Below are 26,093 nucleotides of genomic sequence, written 5' to 3' on the forward strand. Positions count from 1 at the left end.
GATTGGCTACGCTTAGGGACAACTTGGTGGATGTTCCTTTACCTAGTGTGGAAGAATTGGAACAGCGAAAAAGCGACTACCCTCAGTTAGCGCCCATGCAATTTGCTAAAAAGTATCGCAGACTGTACGATCCCACTTCTTTTGTGTGGAAGGGAAAGACCTTTTCCATTCAACTCAATACATGCACCAACCCTTTTTGTCGGTGGTTTGGCATGCCGCAAACCATCATTGGAAAATCAACAAGAAAACCGATTTATCGTTATCGTTTAAAAGGAAATCCCAAAGAAAAAGACCAGCGAATCGTTTGTAATGCAGAAGAACCACTGCCACGTACGGGCTATTTGACGTGGGGGTGTAACAGCGTGACCTTGTCAAACTGGGCAGCCGTAGAAGAAATCAAACGTTTGGTGACCCAAAACAGCGTACAAAACATCGACGAGACGTATGTTTTTCATCGCGAAGCATGCTTAAATGCAGCGCTAACCCCACTCAAACAACCAAAGTCCTTTTATAAACGGGGGACAAGCAGTAGTAACTCGCAGAAGTGGCAATGCAAGACCTGTCTGAAGTTAACGAACGTTCTTCCCGATCAACGGAGATCATTTAACTACCACCAGCAGCGAAACGAAGTGCTGTATATGTTTGCTAAAAACTTAACCGCTAGAACGCCTGTAAAGCGCACCTGCGAGATTTTAGAAATCGGCTCCAGTACCTACTACGCAAAGTTGGAACTGCTCTATAAACGGTGTCTAGAATTTCTAGAGAAGCATGAAGCGAAGCCATTGCAGGATAAGACCTTTAAAAGGATCTGGATCAACACTGATAAAATTCTGTATCACTTGAACAACGTTCGAAAAAAAGGACATGGCAAGTATCGCTACGATAACCTCGAAGATAACCTCATGCAAACTCATATTGTCGTAAGCGCAGATGTACATTCCCACTACGTGTTTGCTTCGGATTTAGCCTATGACTGGGACATTTCGTTAACCGACATCGAAAGAGACACCTTGTTGTATAAAGATGATCATCTGGATGAATCTTCACGTAAAAATGCACGCCTGCGATTTTCCTTTGCTCCGCAGCCCCCTACATCCCTGGATTTACAAACCACCGAAGAGTATGTGAACGAATTCAAAACGTTTGAACGTCGGAAAGCCTACATTGACGGACTTCATGTCAATTCCACCTATACGACATTTGCGCAGTTTTGGCTGCTCAAACAGAAGATTAACGCCAAAGAATGGCGTTTTGTGACCGATGAAGATTCTTCGATTTCCACCGCATTATACCGCGCTTTTCAAAGGGAAGTGCGAATCGGCGAAGCACATCATTTTCTATGCAAGATGGATCGGACCAAAACCAGAGCGCAAGCCTTTCGGGAGTTTCAAGAGGGGAAGGCGGATTTACAGGCATGGGCGCTAAGCAGCGGAGTCTCAGCAGATACCATTAGCCAATTGGCCTATCTGTACTTAAAAGAAAAATTTGAAGTCCACCGTTTTGATGAAGAAATCGTTGTCGAAGGGAATCTCTACCGCAGGTGGGCGAAGCGCTCGTTTCCACATCCGTTGCCGACGAGAGATAAAGGCTGGTTTACAGTGGATGCTTTGACCGATTTGTCGGCATATGAACCTGAGCAACTCGTACAGATGGTACTGCAAGTTAGCGACCATGCCACGAATGCCTTTATTCAAATGGCGCGCAGGCGTCTCAGCATTTTAGAACGTCCTTTGGTGACCACCAGAGGCGACGGAAAAAGTTATATCTACGCCAATTTCAATCCCAAATATGCTCAAATGGCAATTACGATCCTTCGCACCTTCTACAATTTTTGTATGCCATACAAAACGAAGGACAAAGTCCCCTTAACGCCAGCACAGCGTCTCGGTATTGCTGGACGAAAGTATGAAATCAAGGATATTATCTACTTTTCGTAATCAAAAACTCTGTTAAAACTTATTGTTGATAATTGATATATATGAGGCTTATCCCATTACCGCTTCAAGCGGGATGGAAACCAACGTGTTAAAGGGGTTAACACATTCAAAATGTTAATAACTATCATAGACGTTTAAATCGTTGGCTTGACTATTTTAATGGTATATCAACCAAGTATATGCAACATTACTTGGCTTGGTTTCGTTATTTAGATAACAAGGAATATGAAAACACAACGTCGAATAAGAATAATATGCTCGTTATCTCGTGCTTGTTTACTGTAAATGAGACAAATACCACACTTAGGGAAACATCTTTTTGTTCTTGAATTACGTATAGCATTATTAGGGAGGTGTGTTGTGAGTAAAAATTTTCAATTTTTATCAATAATATTTTTAGGTATATGTCTTCTTTTAAGCTCATGGTTTATATCACAATCTTTAGAAACAAAACACGTTGAATATGTTGATACGCCGAGTAAGCAAACTTCAACACAAGACGTACAAAACAGATATGAATTCATCACGATAGTAAGTGATTACTTTATCATTTTCGATAAGCAAACTGGTGATTATTGGCAAAAAGTTGGTTCCTCTGACTGGGAAAAACAGAATTCTATTTTAAAATCCTCCAAACAATAATTACAATAGCCAATAATTAGGTGCGATAAATTGGTAAACCGCTTTATTATGAACTGCACCCCAATTGTTAGACACAACTAACATTTGGAGGTGCAGTTTTTTTATGACCAGGTACAGTACAGACGAAAAAATCCAAGCTATTATGCGTTATAAAAAGGGATCCGAGAGCTTGAAAACCATTGCAAAATCAATCGGGATTCACCATTCTGTCTTTTCAAACTGGATTAGTCAATATGAGCATCATGGTGAAGAAGCATTTAAAAAGGGCTATACATCATATCCAGCACAGATTAAACTAGACGTACTTAATTATATGAACGAATTCGGGACGTCTGTTAGAGAAACGGCTGCGATATTTAATATTGCGAGTCATAGTACCATTTTAAGCTGGCATAGAAGCTTAGAGTTACATGGAATGGACGCCCTACAACCAAAGAAGAAGGGGCGTCCATCCATGAAAAAAGAACCTAATAAACGAAAGATTCAAACGTTAAAAGAAGGGTCTGTTGAGGCATTACAAGCAGAGGTAGAGCGTTTGAGAATGGAAAATGCATATTTAAAAAAGTTGAATGCCTTAGTTCAAAACAAGGAAAAATCACCAAACAAGACAAAGCACGAGTAGTCTATGAACTAAGGAACGAATTTTCGGTGAAAGCACTCCTGCAGCTAGCAGATATCCCTCGTAGTACGTATTATTTCGTGGTGAAAACGTTTGGTATGCCCGATAGAGATAAGGAGCTAAAAGACGTTATTCAAGCGATTTACGAGGAGCATGAGGGTCGTTATGGTTATCGTCGTATTCGTGACGAGTTAGTGAATCGAGGACACCATGTGAATCATAAAAAGGTACAACGCTTGATGAAGGTATTGGGTTTAAAGTGTGTGGTACGTATGAAGAAATATCGTTCCTATAAAGGGACGATTGGCAAACTCGCACCGAACATATTAGAACGTAACTTCCACGCTGAGAATCCAAATGAGAAGTGGGTTACGGATATTACAGAGTTTAAATTATTTGGAGAAAAGTTGTACTTATCTCCAATTCTAGATCTATATAATGGTGAGATTATTACGTATACAATCGGTTCAAGGCCGGTCTACTCGCTTGTTTCAACGATGTTAGATCAAGCATTCCGACGATTAACTGATGAAGATAACCTCCTTATTCATTCTGACCAAGGCTGGCACTATCAGATGAAGCAGTATCGTCATGCCCTTGAAGAACGAGATATCAAGCAAAGTATGTCCCGTAAAGGTAATTGCTACGACAACGCCGTCATTGAGAACTTCTTTGGTATCATGAAATCTGAATTTCTATATTTAAAGGAATTCGAAAGTATCACACATTTCAAACAAGAGCTATCAAAATACATCGATTATTACAACAACAAGCGAATTAAGGCAAAACTAAAAGGCCTGAGTCCGGTACAGTACCGAACTCAAGCCCAACAAGTCGCTTAATTATATACCTGTCTAACTTTAAGGGGTCACTTCATTAGGAGGCGGTTTTCTTTTTGTCGAAAATCAACAATAAACTTTAACGTAGCCTAATCAAAAGATACAAAAAGACGTCGATTTGAACGGGGAATGTTACCGCTCTTCACGACGTTTTATTGTATTTAAGCTGTCACTTTATTAGTCATTTGACCTGTCAAATCGGTTTTTGCACCTCAAAACGGAACGGGTTACTTGTGAGAGAGGGCGGTCTATTTTACCGTTACCGTTAGTTACCGTATTCCTTCAAAAGCGTATCTCACCAACTGCTGCACATAAGCATCGTCTATGGGTTGGCCGGTCACCAGCAAGCGGTAGAATATCGGCCCGTAAATAAGATCGGTAACAACTTCAATATCGAGAGTATCCTTCAATTCCCCGCGCTGAACACCCCGTTCCATAAGCAGCCGTGCCTCAAGCCGACGAGGCTGGAAATATCGGGTCCGATAAGCTTCCGCCAAGCCTGAATCCATCTGTCCTTCTCCAATGATCTCCGTAATGATTTTACCCTCTCGACTAATCAGGAACCGGGATAAGTTCGTTGCATGCATGAGAATATCATCGAATACTGAACCTGTGTCAGGTACGGGCAGTCTGTCCGCAGCGGAGGATAGGAATCCATCCATCACCACGGCAGCCTTGTTAGGCCACCATTTATATATCGTAGCTTTGCTGACCTTGGCACGATCCGCTATTTTTTCCACCGTAACTGCTCCAAAACCATTTTCCAATAACAAATCATAGGAAGCGGAAAGAATAGACTTCTCCGTCTCAACATTACGCGGACGTCCTCGTTTACTCTCCATCTGAAATCACCCTTTCGTTAATCTGTCTCCAATCAAAATATAAACTATACGTTCAGTATACTAAAAAAATCCGGGAAAATAAATGACCATCGCCTATTTACAAAACGATACGTTCAGTATATTATTTAAACATGAATTAGTGAACTGAACGTATAGTATTTAAAATATTATGACCATCTGAGGAGGATTCACATGCAAAAAGAACAAGCGGCGAAAGAGAACCACATTTCAAGTTGGATGATGTTTATGTTAGCAGCGGCATGCGGGCTTATCGTGGCCAATCTTTATTATGCTCAAACCCTTGTCGGACCTATCAGTGTCTCGACAGGACTTTCTTCTACAGCCGCAGGCTTGATCGTCACTTTAACTCAAATCGGTTATGTTGTAGGTTTGTTATTTATCGTGCCGCTGAGTGACATTGTTGAGAATCGGCGTCTCACGATAATCACGTTAATGGTTGCAGTCGGTGCATTGCTGGTTGCAGCCTTCGCAGCTAATGCGCCTTTGTTCCTGACAGCATCTTTGTTTATAGGAACCGGTTCTGTGGTAGCTCAAATCCTGGTGCCTTATGCCACCTATTTAGCGTCTGAAGAGCAGCGTGGGCGTGTGGTTGGTAATGTTATGAGTGGACTTTTACTTGGTATTATGTTTGCCCGGCCCGTGGCAAGCTTTATCACCAGCATCTGGGGATGGCAAGCCGTGTTTATTTTTTCAGCGGTCGTTATCACGTTGTTAGCCATTCTTCTGTCGCGATTTCTTCCTCAACGTAAACCTGCACCTTCGGTAAGCTATGGTAAATTAATTGTCTCTTTAGGCACCCTTTTAAAACAAACGCCTATATTGCGGCGACGTGCCTTATATCAAGCTTGTTTATTTGGAGCTTTTAGTCTCTTTTGGACGGTGGTTCCGTTGCGGTTGGCGGATGATTTTGGAATGTCGCAGCAAGGTATCGCTTGGTTTGCTTTAGTAGGTGTTGGTGGGGCTGTAGCCGCGCCGATTGCTGGAAGACTGGCAGATAAAGGTTGGAGCAAATGGTTAACCGGACTGGCCATGATCATAGCCACCTTGTCTTTTTTACTAATTCATCTTTTCCATAGCCACTCAACTTTTGCTCTCGTTCTGCTCTTTATTTCCGCGATTACATTGGATATGGCCGTATCCGGAAATCTTGTACTCGGACAGCGTGTGATTTATTCATTGGGAAGTGAAGCGAGGGGACGTCTTAATGGGATCTTTATGGCGATTTTCTTCGTGGGTGGAGCCGTTGGATCATCTTTGGGTGGTTGGGCTTATGCCTATGGGGGATGGACCTTCGCTTCACTCATCGGAGTGATCCTGCCGCTATTGGCTTTGGTTTACTTTTTCACTGAAAAAAGATCAACTAAAGCTGTTGAATAAAGCCTTGCTTTAAGTGTGGGGGTTGGGTTTACGGCAGAATAGACCGCTACCTTTGGTTAGGGCGGTCTATTTCTTTTTGAGGTAATAACGCTTGATAAACGTTAGTTATGCTCCGCTAACTGCACCTCAAACCCGTCCGGGTCCAGGATATAAAAGAACCGCAGGTGGGGATTGGGTGCGATTGGTCCGCGCTCTACTGGGATACCTTGGCTTTTTAAACTCTCCATCGCTTCATCAATTGACTCCACTTCGAAACCCACAGAAACGCCACATTCCGGCTTCAAAGCCGGGTCACTTCCCTGAATAAGCTCGATCTTGGGTTGCCCTTCCAGACCTAACATGACGATCTGTTTTCCACTGCTCTCAAATCTACGCTCAATGGGTAGCCCCAGTATCCGGTTATAAAAATGAAGGGAAGCCTCCAGATCGCGGACCCGAAGCGTAATCCAATTCATACTCAATTTCATGTTTTATAGTCTCCTCTGATGAATATTCTATTTCGTATATTATACGCTATCGTCTTGCCCGGAAACAGGGAGAATGGGAATCAAGAACGTTTAATGAGGATAAAAGCCCGCAAAATCAGCTGTGCAACCAGTGGTTGACAGTATGTAAGGGTAGATAGGTAGTCAATTACAGAACGTTATAATATGATGAGCATGAGGTGATGGCGAATGGACTTTGCAAATAAATTGCAAAGCTATAGGAAACAGAGAGGAATGTCCCAGGAGAACTTAGCGGAGGTGATTGGTGTTTCGCGGCAAGCCGTGTCTAAGTGGGAATCAGGTCAATCCTATCCCGAAATGGATAAGATGATTAGTTTAAGTGAATTATTTCACGTAAGTTTGGATCATCTGGTGAAGGATGCTTCAAGCGATACCAAAGCAGAGCATGTCGCAAGCCCCGTATATGTAGATCTGAATTCCTTGTTTCATTATGAGTACAAAAGTAAGAGAACATGCTTTGGAATTCCTCTGGTTCATATCCATATCGGGCGGGGGCTATACGTTGCCAAAGGGGTTATTGCCATAGGTAATGTTGCGATTGGTGCGGTATCCATTGGTATTGTTGCTTTGGGCGGATTATGTTTAGGTGCGCTTGCTTTAGGACTCATCAGTTTTGCAGGTCTGGCTCTAGGGCTTTTGTTAGCCGTTGGGGGCATTGCGGCGGGTACAATGGCCGTTGGTGGAATAGCATTGGGGATATTTGCTGTTGGAGGTTTAGCTGTAGGTATGTTCTCCTTGGGTGGTCTCTCTATCGCTTCGCATATTGCAATGGGTGGATATGCAAGCGGGCATATAGCTATAGGGGATACCGTAAAAGGTGCTTATACCTTTATTACTCAAGATAATAATTTCAACGACATCAAGGGGGAGGAGGTAAGAAAGTTAATTCAGCAAGAATATCCACATCTTTGGAAGCCCATTGTGCAGGGAATTATTTCAATTTTCAAATAGCTGATTAATTTGCGGAAATTTCTTTACGGTTGTTTCATATGGATATAATTTGGGTAATAAACGATTGGCGTTTGTCATATATTGTTCCGGCAAAAATACTTGTTGCTCAGCAACAAGTATTTTGATTTTGTGTTGGATATTTGTGAAAATATAAAACCTGATATTAGATTTTTTGCTGAAAACCGAAATTTTTACAGAGGAGTATTTATTTGAAAAGCATTCATAAGCGCTTATTATTCTTGCTGCTTGTGTTTATAATTCTACCGTATTTTTTATCCGTGTTGTTGATCTATCGGCAGACGAAAGAGAATGTGGAACGACATGAACTTGAGAACAGCCAAGAGCAAATTCAGCAGGCGTCAGCCGATCTAGAGCAATATTTTGATGAAATCATTAATCTTCCATATATTTTATACCGAAATCCAGACTTATTCAGGGTGTTTGAAGAAGGGTTAGAAGAAGATTTTTATTACAAGCAGCTTGAAATTAATAAGGGTATGACTAACTTCTATCTCATGAGGAGTGAAATTCGTCAGATCCGTTTATTCATAAACGAAGGGAAAAGCTCATTTACAGTTTATAATGCCATGTTAAGTTCCCGTAAAAGGAATCCGGGTTTATTACAGCAAGCTTCCATTCAGAAGCTGATGAGCTCTAATAGCAATGATCTTATTGAAGCTCCGCATCCGATTGAGAACTATAACGACACCTCCATTATGCCTCCTTCGGATAAAACGATGGTCTTGACGGTTCATCACAAAATTGTGGATGTCCTAACACAGGAATTTCTGGGCGTCATCACTATAGATATTGATTTGGACAAGATTGCTCATATCGCTAATCATTTTCTACAGAAAAATAAAGAGAGCGTATGGCTTTCCGATGCGGAAAATCATGTCATTTACGCAAGTGATGAAACATGGATAGGCAAAACCGTTCCCGATGAACTGCAAAGGAAAATAAGTCCGATACAGGCAGATACTAAATCTCCAGAAGGAGATATTGTGTTTACTAGAACATTACAGGAACCGATAAAAGCGTGGCATTTTGCTAAGGTAACCCCGAGCTCTTTTTTATTTGAAGATGTAAGGAAAACCGCCTATACAAACATCATCGTAGGTGTGGTTGTAGGTGGACTGGGCTTGATAATGATAACAATCATTTCATATGGATTTACACGGCCGATAAAACTGCTTAGTCAAAAAGTCCAGCGTATCGAGGGAAAGAATATGAATGACCCATTCGACGATATGCGGGAGGACGAAATCGGTATTCTAGAAAGACATATCAAGGAGATGATGAATCGGATCAACCGTCATATTGACCGGGAGTATAAGCTTGAGATAGAGAACAGGAAAAATCAGCATAGGGCGCTAAAGTCGCAAATCAATCCGCACTTTTTATTTAATTCTTTACAATCCATTGCTGCTGTTGCCCTACTCTCTGAATCTCCAAAAGTATATCAACTGATTACCTCTTTATCCAAAATGATGCGGTACTCGATTCGTGTGGATCAGAAGGCGACGGTTCAAAGCGAAGTGGATTATGTACAGGCTTATTTGAATCTTCAAGCGGAACGTTTTCAGACTGATTTTAGCTATTCCATTGATGTGCCCAAAGATATTCTTGATATTCCGGTTCCTAGTATGATCCTACAGCCGCTCGTTGAAAACTTTTTTAAGCACTGTTATGACGAGGGCTATGAACAAGCTTACATCCATATTTATGGTGAAATACAAGGTGAATATTTGAATCTAGTCGTAGAAAATAACGGAAACAGCGTGACGGATGATGAACTTGAGGCATTAAAAAATAATCTCTACACACCGGTTAACGAAGGCAATCCTTCATTTGCACATATCGGGTTAAAAAACATTCATGATCGCTTGGTTCTTCATTTCGATCAGACAGCGGGAATCAAACTAGATTCGATGCAGGGACAAGGGTTCACTGTACGGCTAGTAATTCCACTCTACCTAAAGGAGAAGTAACGTTTATGAAAGCTCTTATTGTAGATGATGAGTCTAATGTTAGAAAAATCATCCGTTTTTTGGGACGGTGGGAACAATACGGGATTACCGAAGTGCTGGAAGCCAGAAATGGTCTCGAGGCTAAGGCGTTGATTGAGCAGAAATCTCCAGAAATCATAATGACAGATGTCAAAATGCCCAAAAATAGCGGGATGGAGTTAATCGAGTGGTTGGCTGCTAAAGACTATCCGGGAAAAGTGATTATGATTTCAGGGTTTGACGATTATTGTTTCATGCGTAAAGCGTTTAAGCTGGGATGCTTTGATTATTTGATGAAGCCAATTGAAGAGGAAATGCTGAATGAAACTTTAGAAGGGGCGTTGAGAGCCTGGGAACAAGAAGAGGGAGAACGTCGCAATATGGAGTCCGGATTTTATGAAGAGGTAAAAATGTTTCGCTTAAACAGGGAGATTACTGCTGCTTGTAACGGTGAAGCTTTTGATGCAGGCGAAATTGCCTCGGCTCTCCCACAGGCAGAAGTATACGACTTCACCATGATGTATTTTTACCAATCTCATTATTCGGAGCCATACATTCAGCTTTTGACCGAAGAACTGGCTACACGGGAGTGGGGAAATGCATTTACGCTTCAAAATGATCCTAATGTCTGTGTGATTCTGTCCCTTCATGGACAGTTTTTCCCGATAGAGGAATGGATTACCCAGCATTTTGATATACCTGTTCGTTTGGTTAGTGGCCCCTCCATCCAATCGCTCGCAGAGATATCGTTATCTTTTCAATCTGTACAAAGGTCTATGGCTGAACAAAATTTTAGAGCAATCCATCGTTTGGCGGATTTAGATGATGTTAGGCGTATGAATGATATTGTCGCATTTGTTGATGAGCATTATATGGAAGAGCTAAGTTTGGACAAATTATCCACCCGTTTTTTTCTGAGCCGAGAACATATCTCGCGGAGATTTAAGCAAGAAGTAGGGATGACTCTTACTAATTACGTCATTCATTTACGAATAAATCAAGCGAAACAGTGGTTACTAGAATCGGATGAAAAGATGTACTCGATTGCCTTAAAGCTAGGGTATCAAGATGAGATTTATTTCTCTAAGCTGTTCAAAAAAAACGTCGGTATGACGCCTGCTGAATATCGTAATTCACAGGGAGCAAGAGAAATAGACGCGGAAGTCAGGATAGCCAATACATAAGTTCATTGTTGAATGCATCTGGGGGAATTATGAAAATAAAAAGGGTTCAAATGATTATCGTGGGGTTGATTACGCTAACGCTTTCTTCATGTGGTGCGCATACACGTCCACTGAAGGAAGCGGATTTGAAGGTAGCGGATAAGACAGTCACTTTGGAGGTACTGAATCCTAAAGTGGAAATTTCTATAGAATTCGAGCAGATGGTTAAGGAATATGAAAAGGAAAACCCGAATATTAACGTGGAAATTCTAACCTTTGGCGGAGGAGCTAACTACCTTGATGAGCTAAAGGCGAGGTTTGCGGCCAATGTTGGTCCGGATATTTTTCCAAATGGCGGTTATGAAGAAGCGAAGGCATGGAGTAGATATCTTGAGGATTTATCGGATCAACCTTGGGTGGAACAGGCTTATGACGAGGCGCTAGAACCGATGAAGATGGACGGGAAAATATACGGGATGCCGATCAATTTTGAAGGCTACGGTTTTATTTATAATAAGGACTTATTCGCAAAGGCTGGGATTACTCCTCTCCCAACAACGTTTACGGAATTAAAAGTGGCGGCGAAAAAGCTGAAGGCTATAGGTGTGACTCCTTTTTCTGTTGGGTATTCCGATCATTGGTTTTTTGTACTCCTGTTGAATATTGCTATTGCACAACAGGAGGACCCGGATGCTTTTATTCAAGGGTTAAACAACGGAACACAATCTTTTCGAGAGAATAAGGAAGTGAAAGATGTCATTCGGATGCTGGATTTGACCGTACAATATGGTAACGAAAATTTTTTGACAACAGATTATAATTCGGAAGTTGAGTTATTTGCAACAGGGAGAACGGCGATTCTAAAACAAGGGAATTGGGTTCAGTCTAAAATTGATCAAATATCGCCGAATATGAATATCGGTTTTTTACCCATGCCTATTAATGATAGTGCCGAAAACAATGCGTTGCCAGTAGGGGTATCTAATAATTGGGCTGTGAATAAAGAATCTTCGCCAGAAAAGAAGAAGGAAGCCAAAAAGTTTTTGAACTGGATGGTTTCCTCGGAAACAGGGAAAAAGTTCATGAAGGATCGCTTTCATTTTATTTCAGCTTTTAAAAATATAGAGACGGACCGTTCGGGAGCGCTTGTAAAAGATCTTATGCGATACGTCGATGAACAGAAAACTTTATCTTGGAATTGGTTCAAATTCCCTCCCAGAGCAAGAGAGGAGTTTGGCTATCTTATGCAAGCTTATGTAGGAGAGCAAATTAATCGGGATCAATTGCTTCAAGAGCTTCAAAAATCGTGGGATACCCATGTGAAGTAATAAAACCAAATCAATATAACCCTGTAAATGCATCAATTTACGACATACTCATAACGTCTACTCTTCATTAGAATTTAAAAGGGGAACAGCACAAAGGAAGATCGAAACCCAAATTTAAAGTATAAGAGGAGTTAGATGATGAATTTCAAGAAAATGATTAAACAAACAACAATCCTAACCTTTACAGCTGCTTTAATGTTAGGTGGAGCTACTCAAACCTTTGCGAAAGGAAATAACAAGCCGAACAAGCCGGAGTACAATGACTATGGTTTCTCTCATATCACTCGCGCTGACATGTTGAAATTACCCAAACAACAAAATAGTAAACAATTCCAAGTCCCAAAATTTGATGCTTCAACGATTGAGAACATTCCTGCAGCCATTAAGTTCGATGAGAATGGAAACAAAATTGAAATGGATGTTTGGGATACTTGGCCGCTGCAAAATCCAGATGGAACTGTAGCCAGTTATAAGGGGTATCAAATTGTTTTTGGTCTGGCGGGCGACCCTAATAATGGATCAGACACATTTATTTATTTGTTCTATAAGAAAGAAGGAGACAACTCTATCAGCAGCTGGAAGAATGCCGGCAGAGTGTTTAAGGATAGTGACAAACTTGTTTCTGATGATTATGTTTTAAACAATCAAGCCGAAGAATGGTCCGGTTCAGCAACCATGACATCTGATGGCAAAGTTCGCTTGTTTTACACTAATCGTCATCCTTGGGATCCAGATCGCGGATTTTACGGGAAACAAACTTTAACTACAGCTCAAATTAATGTCTCTGCCCCGGATGGGGATACCCTTAAGATTGATGGCGTAGAAGATATGAAATCCATCTATGACGGTAATCAAGGTGAAATTTATCAAAGTGTTGATATCACCGGTTTTAGCAAAGGCGATTACGACGATAATCATACCTTAAGAGATCCTCACTATGTGGAGGATAAAGGCCACAAGTATCTTGTATTTGAAGCAAATACAGGGACAACTACGGGTTACCAGGGTGAAGACTCTCTTTTTAACAAAGCTTATTATGGTAATAGCAATGCCTTCTTCCAAGCGGAGAAAAAGAAATTACTTAGCAGTGCTGACAAAACATCTGCGGAAACCGCGAATGGTGCGCTCGGTATCATTGAATTAAATAATGATTATACATTCAAAAAAGAAATGAAGCCGCTACTTGCCTCCAACACCGTGACAGATGAAATTGAACGTGCGAACATATTTAAATTGAATGGCAAGTGGTATCTGTTCACAAGCTCAAGAGGTTCTAAAATGTTCATTGATGGCATTGATGATGAAGACATCTATATGCTCGGGTACGTATCTAATTCTTTAACCGGACCGTATAAACCATTAAATGGTACAGGACTTGTCCTCCATCAAGATCTTAATCCTTATGATATTACCTGGACTTATGCTCACTTTGCGATTCCGCAAGCGAAAGGTAATAATGTAGTCATCACAAGTTACATGACGAATAGAGGTTACTTTGGGGATCATCATTCCACTTTTGCCCCAAGCTTTGTGCTGAATATTAAAGGCTCCAAGACTTCAGTTGTACCGAACAGCATTTTGGAACAAGGGCAATTGACGCTTAAAGGTAACAAACCGTATTAATCATTTACAAAGTAAATGCCAATGTAGTTGGCGTTTACTTTTCTTTTTATAAGCTGAGATTAGCAATGTAAAAAAAGCGAGGTATATTTTGAATAAGAAAAAAATGATAGGAATCACTATATTAATCCTTTGTTTAATTTGTATTGTGACGATAGTATTAGTAACTTATGACGCTGGAGAGAAGAAGAAGCCGGGGACCGACGTTCCTGATCATAAACCTACCACTCGGGCTAGCTATCATTTCACTGTACCTGAGCATTGGAAAAATGATCCGCAAAAACCCATTTATTTTGATGGTAAATATCATTACTATTATCTCTATAATGCTGATTACCCGGATGGAAATGGTACAGAATGGAGACATGCCACATCAACGGATTTGGTGAGCTGGGCAGATGAAGGCGTTGCGATTCCAAAATATACAACACCCAATGGTGATCCCTGGTCAGGATCTGTTGTTGTTGACGAGAGCAATACAGCAGGTTTTGGCGAAGGGGCTATTGTGGCGATTTTAACACAGCCCTCTGCAGAGGCGGGGAAGCAAGAACAATATTTATGGTTCAGTACGGATCGTGGGCTGACGTTTAAATCTTATAGTGATGATCCTATTTTGCCAAATCCGGGCACAGAAGATTTCAGAGACCCGAAGGTAATATGGGATCAACATTCTCATAAATGGGTGATGACGCTAGCCGAAGGTACGAAAGTGGGCTTTTACGAGTCTGACAATTTAAAAGATTGGCACTACACAAGCGGCTTCGAAACAGAAAATATCGGAATTGTAGAGTGTCCTGACTTCTATATGATGCGGGCGAATGATGGCACTTATAAATGGGTTCTTGGGGTCAGTGCAAATGGTAAGTCGATAGGTAAACCTAACACGTATGCCTACTGGACTGGAGATTTTAATGAGAATGAATTTATCGCGGATCATCATGAACCACAGTGGCTAGATTATGGATTTGATTGGTATGGTGCTGTGACTTTTGAAGAGGGAAAGGACAAGGATCAATACAATCATCGATATGCTTTGGCCTGGATGAATAATTGGGATTACCCTCATGTTACCCCCAATCTTAACGAAGGTTTTAACGGAATGGATTCAATCGTACGTCAAATAAATTTAACACGAGATGAAGAGCAGTCGTATCAGTTAGTATCACAGCCCATCGAAGCATTAGATCAAATGGTAACTTCAACGGATTCCTTGCAACAAATAAAAGTGAACGGCTCGTCAACACTTGATATCACAGGCGAAAATTACCAGCTCGATGCAGATCTATCTTGGTCAGAGATTACCAATGTAGGCTTAAGACTTCGTGAATCCGCAGATAAGACGCGCCACGTGGACGTAGGAGTGTTTGTTGAAGGACAATATTCTTATGTTAACCGAGCCTTCACTGGACAACCTGATGAGAGTGACAGATATCTTGAAAGCAAGGCCCCCTTTGATGTGAACAAGAAAAAAGTGCATCTGAAGATCCTTGTGGATAGAACAAGTATTGAAGTTTTTATAGATGATGGTGAAATTGTATTATCTAATGAAATCTTCCCGGAAATAAATGATCAAGGCATTACCTTGTTTTCTGAAGGTGGCACCGCGATTTTTAATAATGTTGTAATTAAGCATTTTGGCAAAGATTAGACAGAATTTTTCTAATTCTTGCGCAATAAGAGGGCACTCCAACCTATGGATGTCCTCTTTTTTTATTATAAATTCGTATTATTAAACCTAATTCACGAAGGAATACATAATTGTTAAACGCTATCTTGAATTCTAGAATGATGTTATTGGCATTACGTTACTTTTCTTGGTTTCAAAATCATTCTGGGAGGTTGTCCTAATGAAGCGAAGGCCTATTTATGTTGTTCTTATTCTGTTTATTGTATTAGGTTCATGGTTGCTGCTGAATCACCGGGAAAATAACAGCGCCTCGGAGAAGCAAGTGCAGGAAGTGCTGCCTACGAGTATTGTTGATACTAACACAACAATGGCTAACGTTACTGTAAATAACAGAGAAACTCCGGTGCAGTACTTGGATCCCGCATATAAAGTTACAGTGAAACACGATATTTTGTATGCAAGTAAGAAAAACGAGACGGATGCTGAAGAACCGCTGAAGCTCGATTTGTACCAGCCCATTGGAGACGATACCAATCAGAGGCCAGTATTTATTTTTATTCATGGCGGAGGTTATACCGGAGGGGATAAGTCTGATGCAGCAGATTTTTCCGAAGGCCTGGCGAAACGGGGGTATGCTGTTCTCACTATTGATTATAGGCTAAAAAAAGATCCGTTTTTCAATTTTACTCGCACACTTAATGATGCTAATGAGGATATAAATGATGTGATCAAATGGATTAATCAGCATGCGGAGACTTATGGATTGAACAAGGAAAGTATAGTTATTGGCGGAGATTCAGCAGGAGGTCATCTGGCCATGAACTTTGTGAATCTATCCTTAGCAAAAGATCCCTCCCTGGTTAAGTCTGTATTTTCTATTATAGATATTTATGGTGGTGAACTGACAAGAAGTGCTGACAACAAGCTGCCGCCTGTCCTAATTATTCATGGAACGATAGATAAAATGGTGCCGTACCAGCATAGTGTTGACCTAGCCGCTCAATTGAAAGAGAAAGGTATTTACCATAATCTGCTCACGATGGAGGGAGTCGGACATGATTATAAAAATGAAAAATACATCGATGAAATTATGGAGACGACAGCACATTTTCTGTGGAATGTCATGAACAGTTCGGACCTTGCGAGTCTTCCGGAAAATTCGGGGATCACGGTTGCTTCTGGTTCTGCTTTTGATATTAAGCTGCCTGAAGCTTATCGCAGCGCATCGAAGGAGCCGCTTAATATCGATTTGCCAGAGGGATGGCTGCTTAATGGAGAAGAAGAAGGTTCGCTGCGGATACAGGTTCCGGAAAGCTTGGTGCGCGGAAACGATTCGCTGTTCGTCTCTCGGGGTGCAGATCCTACAGCGGCATCAAGCTTCACTATGAATATCAACGTAATCGACCCGCTGGCAGTGTATTACGAGACCTTTTATGAGGAGTCTGCCAAAGAGATAAAAACCCATATGGATGTTACTAATCAATCTACAAGCAATTTCAGCGGTTCAGTGGAAGCTGATTATGAGACGGGACGATCTACCCGAGGTACTTATGCTTCGACTGTGGAAAATCTGGAGCCGGGTAAGAGCGTTCGTCTTGAGATTCCTGAGCTGGCAAGAGGCCAGCGGTCGCTTAAAGTTTTTAATGATATAGGTACCTTATTGCAATCGACAGTTGATTCTTCTAACGTGCTTCTGTTGCCGAAACTCAGTCCGCCTGTCCAAATCGATGGCAACTTGTCGGACTGGGGGAATCAAGCTCCCTTTGATGTGAAGGATGTCAAAATCATGGGCTGGCAAGGAGAGCAGGATCTCAGCGTCAAGGGTTCCTTAGCATGGGATGCCGACAATCTTTACCTTGGGGTAGAAGTTATCGATGATTATCACGCACAGTCAGCATCAGGAGATGCCATCTGGAGTGGGGATAGCATCCAGATTGGAATTGGCATTGCTAACGGGGATGGAACGGTGCCTTCTGAGTACCATGAACTCGGTGTGGCTCGCGGAGATACGGGCGAATTACTCAAATGGTGCTGGTTGGCACCAAAGGGGTTTAATTTGGGTGATGCTATAGAATTACAGTATGCCGTGGAACGTAAAGATTCAAAAACCAGTTACGAACTAGCCATTCCCTGGCGTGAACTAAAATCCGACGATGTACAGGTGAAGCCAGGAATGAAGCTGAAATTTTCGTTATTGGTCAATGACAATGATGGTGAGGGGCGTAAGGGCTGGGTGGAATATAACAGCGGCATTGGTTCGGCTAAGGATGTTGATGCTTTTGGTGATCTATTTGTGCATTGACATATTCTGCTGTTAACACTATGATATGAATGAAAAAATAATTATTCATTCACGGAGAGACGAAAAGTGGAAGACAAAAAAACAAAGATATACCAATGTGCGAAAGAGCTATTTAGCAATAAAGGCTTTAAAGACACGAATGTTTCTGGCATTACCACAATGGCTGGAATAGCTGTAGGAAGTTTTTACAACTATTATCCCTCTAAGGAAAAGCTTTTTATGGATATTTTTTTAGAGGAAAACGAAAAGCTCAAAAAAAGCTGTATGCAATCGCTGGATATGAGCCAAAGCCCATTAGCACTAATACGGCAGATGATGGTGCTTAATTTGGAAGGTATGATAGCCAACCCCATTCTTAAGGAATGGTATAACAAAAGTGTTTTCGCAAAAATCGAACAGTTGTACCGGGAAGAAACCAACATTCAGGTAAACGACTTCTTGTATGATAGCTTCCATGAAATCATTAAGCAGTGGCAAGCCGATGGTAAAATGCGCAGCGATATGGATAGTAAAATGATTATGATGATCTTCGGCGCAATGATTAATGTGGAAACCCACAAGGAAGAAATCGGGCTGGAGTATTTTCCACAACTTTTGGACAATATGCTGGAACTAATTATGAAGGGTTTGACAGACTGCCCCTAATACACTTATGGTGCAGTTTTTTTTTTAGTGAAATGAATGAATTATTAAATATTCATTCAAATTTTAAAGCAAAAGGAAGGAGGCAAGCAGGTGAGTAAGAGAAGAGGAAAAAAGCGAAAATTCAATAAATGGATTATTGTTCTCAGCATTCTATGCGGGATTACAGTCATAGGTTGGATAGGTGGTATTCTCTTATCTGCTCCGGGAAGGCATGAAGTTCAGCAGCTTACTATCAACGCCATAGATATACAGAAACTGCGGGAGGGCAGCTATGTGGGGGAATACATTGGCATCAAAGATCATTCCAGAGATACCAAGATGAAGGCCACAATATCTGCTGGACGGCTGTCAGATATCAAAATACTCAAAGGTGCCTTGGACAAAACAGGGAACCCTGCTGAACTGAAGGGTGGGCTAAGCATTGGTGATTTGTTTGGTCATGTGATTGAATCGCAGTCTCTTCAGGTGGACGTTATCAGCGGGGCAACGCTTACCTCTAAAACACATCTTAAGGCACTCGAAAATGCCCTACTGCAGGCGGAGACGAAATAATTCATTTTAAGGAGAATTTATATGAACATTGCAGTCATTTCGTATTCATTCACAGGTAATAATGAAGCATTAGCAAGGAGTGTGGCGAAAGTGTTGTCGGCTGAATATATACGAATCTCGGAAGCTAAACCCCGAACACTCGGTAGGATTACCTTTGATATGATTTTTGACAGGATACCGTTGGTTCAACCGAAGCCTGAGCAATTAGGAAAATATGATATTATCCTATTTTTTGGACCGGTTTGGATGGGGAAAGTGGCCACACCGCTCCGTGCCTATCTAGAGTACTTGAAGAAAAATCCGCAAAAGTATGGTTACCTTTCAATCAATGGTGGAGCTGACGGTCCAAATCCGAAGGTGCCAGGGGAGCTTAGAAAAAGAACTGGAGCAGACCCTGTTGTATTCATCGAGCAGCATATCGCAGATCTGATATCAGCAGATCACAAGCCTGCACGTAAAGATACCTCAGCTTATAAGTTAAATGAGGGCGATATTAATCAATTAACTGGAAAAATAGTGAAGAAAGTAAGGGATATGATCTAGCTTTTAAGCTCCAGCGAGACGAACAGAGAAACGGCAAAGCTGCCGTTTTTTTGTTTTCTCTGCAATCTGGTAGAAATTGTTCTATTATAAAGTGTTCCTTCAATTCGCTAGATGGTATGATAGGTATGGGAGGGAATTATAAAATGAACAATGAGACGACTAATGAAAATGAAATAACAAATGAGAATGAGGAAGTAAATGATAATACAGAAATGTCTGAAGAGGATATGGCGCAGCTGCTAAAGGCTGTTCACCATAACGGCCTTGTAGCGTTGAGAGTACACTTTAAAGATGTTGAAGGACAAGTATTGAACATGGAAGCCTACGGCCCTGTTTTTGTTTTTCACGTGAAAACTGAATTAGATCAGGTGTATTCTTGCGGATTTTTTCTGCGCGAGTTAATTGCAAGATTCCAGTCGGGTAAGGATCCGGCAGCATGGATGGCCTCATTCTTCGTTGAGCTGATGAAAATTGAGGGAGGCAAAACACTTCCAAAACCACCAGCAAGTGAAGAAGAAGCAAAAGGGATCATTGATAATGTGTTAGTTCCGCTTTGTATTGAGGAAATTACCCAAGAATTTGCTCCAGAAAAAGTGCATGTCGGGCTAGCTTGGAACGAGAAATTGGGACCAGTCTTCGAGGCTGGATTTCCAGCGATCACCGATGGGAATAACGTATGCGCATTCCCGCTTCATCTGTTGCTGACTCATTTGCAATTGAACCGGGATCCATCCGAACTGCTTGTTCAAGGCATGTATAACATCCGCAAAGAACATGGATTGGAGTAAAACAGGCTCTGAGCCCTGACCATCCATAACCCAAAGAAACGGCAGAAATGCCGTTTCTTTTTCTTTTGACATTCAAAGAGTAGATCCTTGCTTGATGAATTCATTCATATCTACTTTGAGCTGATAGCTTTAAGCTGATAACCTGCTGCTTGAAGGTTTCGTTCACATCATCTACGGACTGTATAGCGCTTTAGCTCCATTTACCGAACTCGCGGACCGTATAGCCCTTATTGTCTGTTTATTGCCTATAAAAGTAGGAGGATTAGCCAAATAGTTGCATCTCAGTCCGTTAACAGAAGAATTCTCTTGAAAATGAACCAATAACGTCTCCTCGGTCCGATAGGTCTTGGTGTTGCTGGATTATATAAAGAAACTGTAAATACTTTTCAGATAGTTTAGGATAAAATTTCATTTACGGAATACGTTTGCGGACCAAGCTATATGTACAGCACCACTATACTTTTTTAGAAAAATAAACGAAGGCGTGGTAACAAGATGAAATATCTAGTTTCAATACTACTAATTGCTGCAGTGATAGCATCTGGTTGTTCCAATTCCACTCCAATTCCTCATCCAACCTCTAATCAGGAAACTTCTCCTTCTCCTGATCCTTCAGATAACCGCAGAGAAGATACTGTGTTCCTCAACAAAAATATAGGTTGGAAAGCAGTCTATCCTTTTCAAGGAATGTCACGTGAAGATATGGAGCTTTATACAACTAGTGATGGGGGAGAGACTTGGAAGGAGATTGGGGATAGCTTACAAGCAGGAAGTACTCTTCCTAGCGGAGTGAAATCGGGACTTACTTTTGTTAACGAAAAAGAAGGCTGGATTACAACGAATGCGCCTTGGCAGGGAAAAGTTGGTTTATATAAAACAATGGATGGTGGAGTTACATGGAGTGAACAGACAGTCACAGTGCCGGATGAGTTAGTAAACTCGCAAATCTATGCTTATCCTCCCCTCTTTCTTACGAAGGATCAAGGAATCTTAATTACTCGGCCCGCTGAAAATGAACATACATTGTTATATATAACGATAGACGGGGGACAACATTGGAAATCATTCCTTGACGATCAAGAGGACCAGTATGCTGGTATCGCATGGACGCTCTCAGAGAGTATGGCGACGGTAAAATACGCAGAGAAAACCTGGACATTAAGCATGCAGAACTATGGAAAATGGTCCCTTTAATCGAAATGTTGGCATATTGCGTTTAGAAAAGACGTACACATCAAATGAAGCGAGGCGTTAACCTGACTCTGGCTGTTATAGCTGTTTATGGGATAACGTTTTGTTTTATCCATTATTCGAAACCGGTTTCAAATGTGCGAGCGCGCCGCGCAATGAAATCAGTAGGAGGAAAAGACGATGTTACGAAAAGGAAAAATGTTAAGTCTATTTCTGCTGTTCACCCTCTTAATTGCTTGGGTACCTACAGGGAGTTCAAGCGCGGCATCAAGCTGGAATCTGGCATGGAGCGATGAATTTGATGGGAATTCTCTGAACACTAATAATTGGTCGGCGGAAATAGGTACGGGTAGCGGGGGGTGGGGAAACAATGAGCTTCAGTATTATACCAGTCGTCCGCAGAACCTGCAGGTAACGGGTGGGAATTTAGTGATTACTGCACAAAAGGAGTCGTACGGGGGGATGAATTATACCTCTGCACGGATCAAAACACAGGGACTCAAAAGCTTCACCTACGGAAAAATCGAAGCTAGAATCAAATTGCCTTCAGGACAGGGACTCTGGCCAGCATTTTGGATGCTTGGGGCGAATATTGATTCAGTGGGTTGGCCGAAATCTGGGGAAACGGACATTATGGAGCGTGTGAACAATAATGCTTTTGTTAACGGGACGGTACATTGGGATGCCAATGGGCATGCCGAGTACGGTCAGGTGTCTGGTAACCTCGATTTCTCACAGTACCATGTGTACAGCGTGGAATGGGATGCGAATTATATAAGATGGTTTGTAGACGGCAACCCATTTAATGCTTTTTATATTGAGAACGGAACCGGAAATACGGAGGAGTTCCAGAAACCTTTCTTCATCCTGCTAAACCTTGCCGTGGGTGGAAATTGGCCGGGAAGTCCAAATGCTTCAACTGCTTTCCCAGCTCAAATGCTGGTTGATTACGTACGTGTGTATCAGGCTGCGCCTACCTCAAGCATCGTTAGTGGTGGGATTTACACTTTAGCTGACAAGGCTAGTGGCAAGGTTCTGGACGTAGTGGATGTATCCACAGCAAGCGGGGCGAAAATGCAGCAATGGACCAATTACACTGCCAATAATCAGAAATTTAAAGTGGAGAGTACAGGCGACGGTTATTACAAGCTTACGGCAGTGCATAGTGGAAAAGTGTTGGATGTGCCGAACTCATCAACCGCGAGCGGTGTACAGCTGCAGCAATGGGATGACAATGGTACCAACGCTCAGCGATGGAGCATTATTGATGTTGGAGGGGGCTATTATAAGCTTATTTCAAAAGTGAGCGGATTAGCCATGGATGTATCCGGAGCATCAACAGCCGATGGTGCAGCAGTTCAGCAGTGGACGGATAACGGGAGTGATGCTCAGAAATGGTTTTTTACAAAAGTGAACTAAAGAAATGCCGCCCCATATCAAATGGGGCTTTTTCTAATCGGTCTAATCGGTCTAATTTGTTTTAAATCGGCTAAAAGAATAGGGGTTAAGTTCAACTGAACAATTTTTATTTTCTGCTTGTTTCTTTTTCGGGTGAGGTGTGGTTTTAAAGGGCTGCTTTTCCGTTTTCTTCGTCTGATTTTGGCTCTGGTGATTCTCCAAGGGGTTAGCTTTAGGAATTGCTGATATAGGGATGAACCCGCGGAATCTTTATTCCAGCATTTATCATCTCCGGCAAAATGGATGATTTTGTTAGTGAAATCATGGTCCGGAATGTTTGTGTTGAACGAATTAAAACGGATATCAAGGGGGAGGTAATTCCCACCAAAAACTGCATTCAGAACATCCTGATCTGGCATGGTGACATCAGGAAAGGTACGTAGGAAGGTTAGCATTTCTTCGTACCAGTTGGTATTCTGGCGGATATTATGCAAAGAAAATAAAATCACTCCGGAATTAAAATAAAGATCAGGATTTAATCCCTTAGCGCTCACAATATGAGCAACCTCTCTAATTCCCTGGTCCCAAATTGCAGCCAAATACTTGTCATTCAGTTCAACCTGCCATAATTCAGTAATGTCCATATTCACTAATACATCGCAGTCCAGATAGATGATTTTGTCCACGGGTATTAGTGCAGGAAGAAGCAATCGATACATACATGCCTGCGTCCATACATTAATGGAGTTAACATTGGCTAGCACCTGAGTTAGATCATCGGGCATAGTGATTGAATAAAAGCTAAGGATATGATTATGTTTTGTAGTTAATGCGCTAAGCCTGCGCTTATTAGTTTCACTTAAAGAAACATCATGTAAAATATGAATATGAATTGGGGAACTCGTATGATGAAAAATTGACGCTAGAACGACTCCGGCATGTTCAGCATATTTCCCATCCTTATCTTGAAAAGCCAAGGCGATATCGATCATTTGATTTATCCTCTCTTCACGTTTGTGTACGAATGTACCACAGTATACGTTCGCCTTGATCAGAGGACAGAGACATTAAACCCAGAATATTCACCCAATTTGATGTGAACACCAAAAAACCAAGTGCTGAATCTCAGCAACTTGGTCGGCTAAGGACTTCAATCTTTATTTTCGCAGCTTAATTTGATCTACGTGATGATTGTTGTCCTTATGCATTATAAGATCCGCACGATTTCGGGTGGGCAGAATATTTTGCTGCAAATTAACGTAGTTTATTTCTTTCCAGATCCGCTTTGAGATTTCAATAGATTCCTCTAGAGACAGCTGTGCATATTTTTTGAAATAAGATTGTTCATCTTGGAAGGCAGTATCTCTGAGTTTAATAAACCGATCAATGTACCATGTCTCGATATCGTTCACATCGGCATCCACATAAATAGAAAAATCAAAGAAATCAGATACAAAATAGTTAGGCATATTATGATTATTTGTAATCGCAGTCTGAAGAACATTTAAGCCCTCAACAATTAGAATATCCGGATTCTCAATCGTAATATATTCATCTGGCACAATATCATAAGTTAAGTGAGAGTATACAGGGCTTTGGACCCGCGGCACCCCAGACTTCACATCCGTTAAAAAAGAAATTAAACTACGCGTGTCGTAGCTTTCAGGAAAGCCCTTTTTCGTCATTATACCGCGCTTTTCCAGCTCTGCGTTGGGATGTAGAAAACCATCAGTCGTAACTAAATCCACCTTTGGATGGGAAGGTAATTGTGAGAGGAGTTTTTGTAGGAGTCTGGCCGTAGTGCTTTTACCAACAGCGACACTTCCCGCGATACCTATGATAAATGGACCTTTTTTTAGATCATTATTCAAAAAGTGATTTATAGACTCATTAAATTTATGAGCAGATAGAAGTTGCAGATTTAGTAAATTGGACAGAGGAAGATAGACTTCGTTAACATCCTCGCTGGAGATTTTTTCATTAATACTTTGGACTTCCATAAGTTCTTCTTCTGATAATTGGATAGCGGTGAAATCGCTTAGTTTTTTCCAATCCTCACGTAAATAAAGTGTATATGCTGAATTATTCACCATTAAATTTTCCACATCCCTGAAGTTTTTAGAGATTTCTTATGCACTTAGGTATTATAACCGTTCATACAGCTTCATTCCATTCATTGTAATCGACATTATTATGGACATTAAGGAGATTGCATTTCAGTAAATGGGAAAATCAATTAAAATATAGAATATTAGGAAAAATGGGGTGGGGCAATGGGAGTTTTTCGAAAGGTTGAATTATTGAAGGATTACACACGCACGGAAACGTTCCAAGAAGAGTCAGAGGGAAGGAAAATAGTTATAAGTATTTATTATCCGGATACAGAGGGTGTATTAAATAAAAACGCATCTGCAATGAAATATATGGAGCTTTTCGGGCCCTGTCAACAACAGGCGAGAGAGCTTCTAAAAGATATTGGCATGAACATGGAAATCATAAATACATTATCTACCTCAATCAGCGATCGGACCTTTCAAAGCAAATCCAAACGCTCCTATCCAGTCATCATCTACTCACCTGCATTAGGTTTAGATAGAGATATGTATATTTATAATATAGAAGCGCTGGCCAAGCAAGGTTTCATCGTGGTAACGGTCAGTGCTGCGTACGAAGCTATGTTTACTGTTTGCCCTAGTGGAGAATTTATTAATCAATCCGAAGCTATGAGGCAAATAAAAGCTGCGGATTATACCGATTTACATAACTTAATTTCCATTCGAAAAAAAGATATCCAATACGTTCTGGATCACCTGTCCACGCTTAATTCTATGGATAAAGATGTGATGGGCTTATTTGATATGAATAAGATTGGTATTATCGGTCATTCCATCGGCGGTGCTACTGCATTAGATTTAACTATGGAAGACGATAGAATTAAAGCTGCTATTTTATTAGATGCAAGCATGCACTTATATATTGAGAATGAAGAGAAGAACAATACTGTGCCGCTTCTTGTATTAAGGCAAAAGGCCTTTATCATTTGCCAGTTTCTCCTGTAATATATTACTTAAGGATTCTAAGGTGAGGAAGGAGAGAATTTAAAACAAAGAACCAGTGAAATTCATACTTGCCTAAATGAGCTTATAAGTAAGTTCCTTTTGGAGCATCTTTTAGATCAGGGGCAAGGTTATTC

General features: G+C 41.2%; 22 protein-coding genes and 1 pseudogene. 19 read left to right on the plus strand and 4 right to left on the minus strand.

The annotated features are described in order from the left end of the window. The first annotated feature begins 2 nt into the window (after positions 1-2). The 4 genes and pseudogenes from NYE58_RS11750 to NYE58_RS11765 all read left to right on the plus strand — a co-directional run bounded on the left by NYE58_RS11750 (position 3) and on the right by NYE58_RS11765 (position 4,040). Complete coding sequence (locus tag NYE58_RS11750; protein ID WP_341001936.1) at positions 3-1,937, plus strand: insertion element protein; 1,935 nt, start codon at positions 3-5, stop codon at positions 1,935-1,937. A 45-nt stretch (positions 1,938-1,982) separates the two neighbouring features. Further along, positions 1,983-2,222 (plus strand): annotated as a pseudogene (locus NYE58_RS11755) (IS1595 family transposase); the annotation flags it as partial. A gap of 75 nt (positions 2,223-2,297) precedes the next feature. Then, positions 2,298-2,579 carry a hypothetical protein gene (locus NYE58_RS11760; protein WP_256718965.1) on the plus strand — a complete coding sequence of 94 codons (282 nt, stop codon included), beginning with the start codon at positions 2,298-2,300 and terminating at the stop codon, positions 2,577-2,579. Positions 2,580-2,682: 103 nt separating this feature from the next. Then, a protein-coding gene (locus NYE58_RS11765; RefSeq protein WP_143766079.1) for an IS3 family transposase occupies positions 2,683-4,040 on the plus strand; the annotation gives its coding sequence in 2 pieces (ribosomal slippage) (positions 2,683-3,136 and positions 3,136-4,040; 1,359 coding nt in all). Between the two features lie 266 nt (positions 4,041-4,306). Here NYE58_RS11765 and NYE58_RS11770 read toward each other — a convergent pair. Beyond that, positions 4,307-4,879, minus strand: coding sequence for a TetR/AcrR family transcriptional regulator (locus NYE58_RS11770; RefSeq protein ID WP_076276409.1), 573 nt, complete (start codon positions 4,877-4,879; stop codon positions 4,307-4,309). 192 nt (positions 4,880-5,071) lie between these two features. Between NYE58_RS11770 and NYE58_RS11775 the strand changes: the two genes are divergently transcribed. Then, entirely contained in the window at positions 5,072-6,277 is a 1,206-nt protein-coding gene (locus tag NYE58_RS11775) for an MFS transporter (protein WP_340393866.1), read from the plus strand. A gap of 101 nt (positions 6,278-6,378) precedes the next feature. Here NYE58_RS11775 and NYE58_RS11780 read toward each other — a convergent pair whose 3' ends face one another. Further along, positions 6,379-6,744: a VOC family protein gene (locus NYE58_RS11780; protein WP_341001938.1), complete on the minus strand. Its 366-nt coding sequence runs from the start codon at positions 6,742-6,744 to the stop codon at positions 6,379-6,381. 207 nt (positions 6,745-6,951) lie between these two features. Here NYE58_RS11780 and NYE58_RS11785 point away from each other — a divergent pair, with 207 nt between their 5' ends. The 13 genes from NYE58_RS11785 (at position 6,952) to NYE58_RS11845 (ending at position 22,921) form a co-directional block, all read left to right on the plus strand. After that, complete coding sequence (locus tag NYE58_RS11785) at positions 6,952-7,734, plus strand: helix-turn-helix domain-containing protein (protein WP_036679206.1); 783 nt, start codon at positions 6,952-6,954, stop codon at positions 7,732-7,734. Positions 7,735-7,943: 209 nt separating this feature from the next. Continuing rightward, entirely contained in the window at positions 7,944-9,725 is a 1,782-nt protein-coding gene (locus tag NYE58_RS11790; RefSeq protein WP_341001939.1) for a cache domain-containing sensor histidine kinase, read from the plus strand. Between the two features lie 5 nt (positions 9,726-9,730). Continuing rightward, positions 9,731-10,927 (plus strand): response regulator transcription factor, encoded by a 1,197-nt coding sequence (locus NYE58_RS11795; protein ID WP_076219905.1) that lies wholly within the window; start codon positions 9,731-9,733, stop codon positions 10,925-10,927. Between the two features lie 29 nt (positions 10,928-10,956). Beyond that, complete coding sequence (locus NYE58_RS11800; RefSeq protein WP_341001941.1) at positions 10,957-12,234, plus strand: ABC transporter substrate-binding protein; 1,278 nt, start codon at positions 10,957-10,959, stop codon at positions 12,232-12,234. Positions 12,235-12,372: 138 nt separating this feature from the next. Beyond that, positions 12,373-13,857 carry a glycoside hydrolase family 68 protein gene (locus NYE58_RS11805; protein ID WP_076276442.1) on the plus strand — a complete coding sequence of 495 codons (1,485 nt, stop codon included), beginning with the start codon at positions 12,373-12,375 and terminating at the stop codon, positions 13,855-13,857. Positions 13,858-13,960: 103 nt separating this feature from the next. Further along, on the plus strand, positions 13,961-15,502 hold the full coding sequence (locus NYE58_RS11810) for a glycoside hydrolase family 32 protein (RefSeq protein WP_076219907.1): 1,542 nt from the start codon (positions 13,961-13,963) through the stop codon (positions 15,500-15,502). Positions 15,503-15,701: 199 nt separating this feature from the next. Then, complete coding sequence (locus NYE58_RS11815) at positions 15,702-17,783, plus strand: prolyl oligopeptidase family serine peptidase (RefSeq protein ID WP_076276405.1); 2,082 nt, start codon at positions 15,702-15,704, stop codon at positions 17,781-17,783. Between the two features lie 66 nt (positions 17,784-17,849). After that, positions 17,850-18,428: a TetR/AcrR family transcriptional regulator gene (locus NYE58_RS11820; RefSeq protein WP_076184298.1), complete on the plus strand. Its 579-nt coding sequence runs from the start codon at positions 17,850-17,852 to the stop codon at positions 18,426-18,428. Between the two features lie 90 nt (positions 18,429-18,518). Continuing rightward, complete coding sequence (locus tag NYE58_RS11825; protein WP_076276404.1) at positions 18,519-18,980, plus strand: FMN-binding protein; 462 nt, start codon at positions 18,519-18,521, stop codon at positions 18,978-18,980. A gap of 21 nt (positions 18,981-19,001) precedes the next feature. Continuing rightward, complete coding sequence (locus NYE58_RS11830; RefSeq protein WP_076276403.1) at positions 19,002-19,523, plus strand: flavodoxin family protein; 522 nt, start codon at positions 19,002-19,004, stop codon at positions 19,521-19,523. 143 nt (positions 19,524-19,666) lie between these two features. Continuing rightward, the gene (locus NYE58_RS11835; protein ID WP_076107537.1) at positions 19,667-20,311 is read left to right on the plus strand and encodes a hypothetical protein; all 645 of its coding nucleotides are present in this window, start codon (positions 19,667-19,669) and stop codon (positions 20,309-20,311) included. Between the two features lie 495 nt (positions 20,312-20,806). Further along, positions 20,807-21,505: a WD40/YVTN/BNR-like repeat-containing protein gene (locus NYE58_RS11840; RefSeq protein ID WP_076219168.1), complete on the plus strand. Its 699-nt coding sequence runs from the start codon at positions 20,807-20,809 to the stop codon at positions 21,503-21,505. A 177-nt stretch (positions 21,506-21,682) separates the two neighbouring features. Further along, complete coding sequence (locus tag NYE58_RS11845) at positions 21,683-22,921, plus strand: RICIN domain-containing protein (protein WP_036679228.1); 1,239 nt, start codon at positions 21,683-21,685, stop codon at positions 22,919-22,921. Positions 22,922-22,938: 17 nt separating this feature from the next. Here the strand turns inward: NYE58_RS11845 and NYE58_RS11850 are convergent, their stop codons facing one another. After that, positions 22,939-23,892, minus strand: a complete 954-nt coding sequence (locus NYE58_RS11850; protein WP_341001944.1) for a glycosyltransferase family 8 protein — start codon at positions 23,890-23,892, stop codon at positions 22,939-22,941. Positions 23,893-24,057: 165 nt separating this feature from the next. Further along, positions 24,058-24,993, minus strand: coding sequence for a type I pantothenate kinase (gene coaA / locus NYE58_RS11855; RefSeq protein WP_076124954.1), 936 nt, complete (start codon positions 24,991-24,993; stop codon positions 24,058-24,060). Positions 24,994-25,173: 180 nt separating this feature from the next. On the opposite strand from coaA, the gene NYE58_RS11860 reads away from it, so the two are divergent. Beyond that, positions 25,174-25,959, plus strand: a complete 786-nt coding sequence (locus NYE58_RS11860; protein ID WP_341001946.1) for an alpha/beta hydrolase — start codon at positions 25,174-25,176, stop codon at positions 25,957-25,959. Positions 25,960-26,093: the final 134 nt, after the last annotated feature.

It is taken from the genome of Paenibacillus sp. FSL L8-0708, from assembly GCF_038009325.1.
Taxonomy (GTDB): Bacteria; Bacillota; Bacilli; order Paenibacillales; family Paenibacillaceae; genus Paenibacillus_AQ; species Paenibacillus_AQ odorifer.

What these genes read in the sequence shown, in the direction of transcription:
- NYE58_RS11845 (WP_036679228.1), top strand. Translation starts at nt 21,683, where the DNA reads ATGTTACGAAAAGGAAAAATGTTAAGTCTATTTCTGCTGTTCACCCTC.
- NYE58_RS11805 (WP_076276442.1), top strand. Translation starts at nt 12,373, where the DNA reads ATGAATTTCAAGAAAATGATTAAACAAACAACAATCCTAACCTTTACA.
- NYE58_RS11780 (WP_341001938.1), bottom strand. Translation starts at nt 6,744, where the DNA reads ATGAAATTGAGTATGAATTGGATTACGCTTCGGGTCCGCGATCTGGAG.
- NYE58_RS11860 (WP_341001946.1), top strand. Translation starts at nt 25,174, where the DNA reads ATGGGAGTTTTTCGAAAGGTTGAATTATTGAAGGATTACACACGCACG.
- NYE58_RS11815 (WP_076276405.1), top strand. Translation starts at nt 15,702, where the DNA reads ATGAAGCGAAGGCCTATTTATGTTGTTCTTATTCTGTTTATTGTATTA.
- NYE58_RS11835 (WP_076107537.1), top strand. Translation starts at nt 19,667, where the DNA reads ATGAACAATGAGACGACTAATGAAAATGAAATAACAAATGAGAATGAG.
- coaA (WP_076124954.1), bottom strand. Translation starts at nt 24,993, where the DNA reads ATGGTGAATAATTCAGCATATACACTTTATTTACGTGAGGATTGGAAA.
- NYE58_RS11775 (WP_340393866.1), top strand. Translation starts at nt 5,072, where the DNA reads ATGCAAAAAGAACAAGCGGCGAAAGAGAACCACATTTCAAGTTGGATG.
- NYE58_RS11850 (WP_341001944.1), bottom strand. Translation starts at nt 23,892, where the DNA reads ATGATCGATATCGCCTTGGCTTTTCAAGATAAGGATGGGAAATATGCT.
- NYE58_RS11795 (WP_076219905.1), top strand. Translation starts at nt 9,731, where the DNA reads ATGAAAGCTCTTATTGTAGATGATGAGTCTAATGTTAGAAAAATCATC.
- NYE58_RS11830 (WP_076276403.1), top strand. Translation starts at nt 19,002, where the DNA reads ATGAACATTGCAGTCATTTCGTATTCATTCACAGGTAATAATGAAGCA.
- NYE58_RS11840 (WP_076219168.1), top strand. Translation starts at nt 20,807, where the DNA reads ATGAAATATCTAGTTTCAATACTACTAATTGCTGCAGTGATAGCATCT.
- NYE58_RS11810 (WP_076219907.1), top strand. Translation starts at nt 13,961, where the DNA reads ATGATAGGAATCACTATATTAATCCTTTGTTTAATTTGTATTGTGACG.
- NYE58_RS11800 (WP_341001941.1), top strand. Translation starts at nt 10,957, where the DNA reads ATGAAAATAAAAAGGGTTCAAATGATTATCGTGGGGTTGATTACGCTA.
- NYE58_RS11770 (WP_076276409.1), bottom strand. Translation starts at nt 4,879, where the DNA reads ATGGAGAGTAAACGAGGACGTCCGCGTAATGTTGAGACGGAGAAGTCT.
- NYE58_RS11785 (WP_036679206.1), top strand. Translation starts at nt 6,952, where the DNA reads ATGGACTTTGCAAATAAATTGCAAAGCTATAGGAAACAGAGAGGAATG.